This window comes from Kocuria cellulosilytica, from assembly GCF_040981245.1.
Lineage (GTDB): Bacteria > Actinomycetota > Actinomycetes > Actinomycetales > Micrococcaceae > Kocuria > Kocuria cellulosilytica.
In genome coordinates this window covers 1-735 of record NZ_JAVFWZ010000038.1, presented here as the reverse complement: position 1 = coordinate 735, position 735 = coordinate 1, and the positions used below count along the sequence as shown (strand labels likewise).

At 38.1% G+C, this 735-nt stretch carries 1 protein-coding gene; it reads left to right on the top strand.

Annotated features, from left to right (window positions below):
- Positions 1-668 (top strand): transposase (locus RCG67_RS16855; protein WP_368827944.1); only part of this gene is annotated, 668 nt, incomplete at its 5' end.
- Positions 669-735: the final 67 nt, after the last annotated feature.

Here is a 735-nt window from a genome sequence, read left to right as displayed (position 1 = left end):
ACAAAACAGGCTATAGCAGTTGCGAGATTAAGAAACTGCTAGATGCAACTTATGAGAGTTTTCTCAACCCTAGCCAACTATGGGTATATAAAAATGTGAAGTACATATCAGATAGAATCTTAGAGAAAAAGACTTTGGAATACTCAGGTGTGGTCAAGGGCGTTCATGGTTCGGGGAAAAAGTATGCAATGAAAATGTTGCTGTCCATTCTGAGGGAGAAATGGAAAAATGAATATGGGGAGTACAAAGAAAGAATGAGGAAATTTCTATCAAAAGAAAGCATACGAATGGAAGAGCATGATCTTTGGAACGCAATTGTACACTTTAATTCAAGACCAAAGACGGAATCTGTCAAGATTTTCATGCAACAAAAAAACATGTATGATTTGAAATACTTTGTCTCCACATTTCAAGGGATATTGAGTGGAGAGAACAAAATGGGACTATACAAATGGATAAATATGGCCATTGGATGTGGGGTGGATGGAATAGAAAAGTTTGCCATGGGTTTGCTTGACGACTACCAGGCCATCAAGAATTCCATTACCAGCAAATGGAACAATGGAATTCTTGAAGGAACGGTATGCAAGATAAAAACAGTAAAACGAATTATGGCAGGACGAGCCTCCATCACCTTGTTGGAGAAAAAGGTTGCGCTTAAGCTTTAGCACTATGTGCACCAAAATTTGCGGAGAGACTAAATATTTTTCTACCAAGAATTGCCATATTGCCATA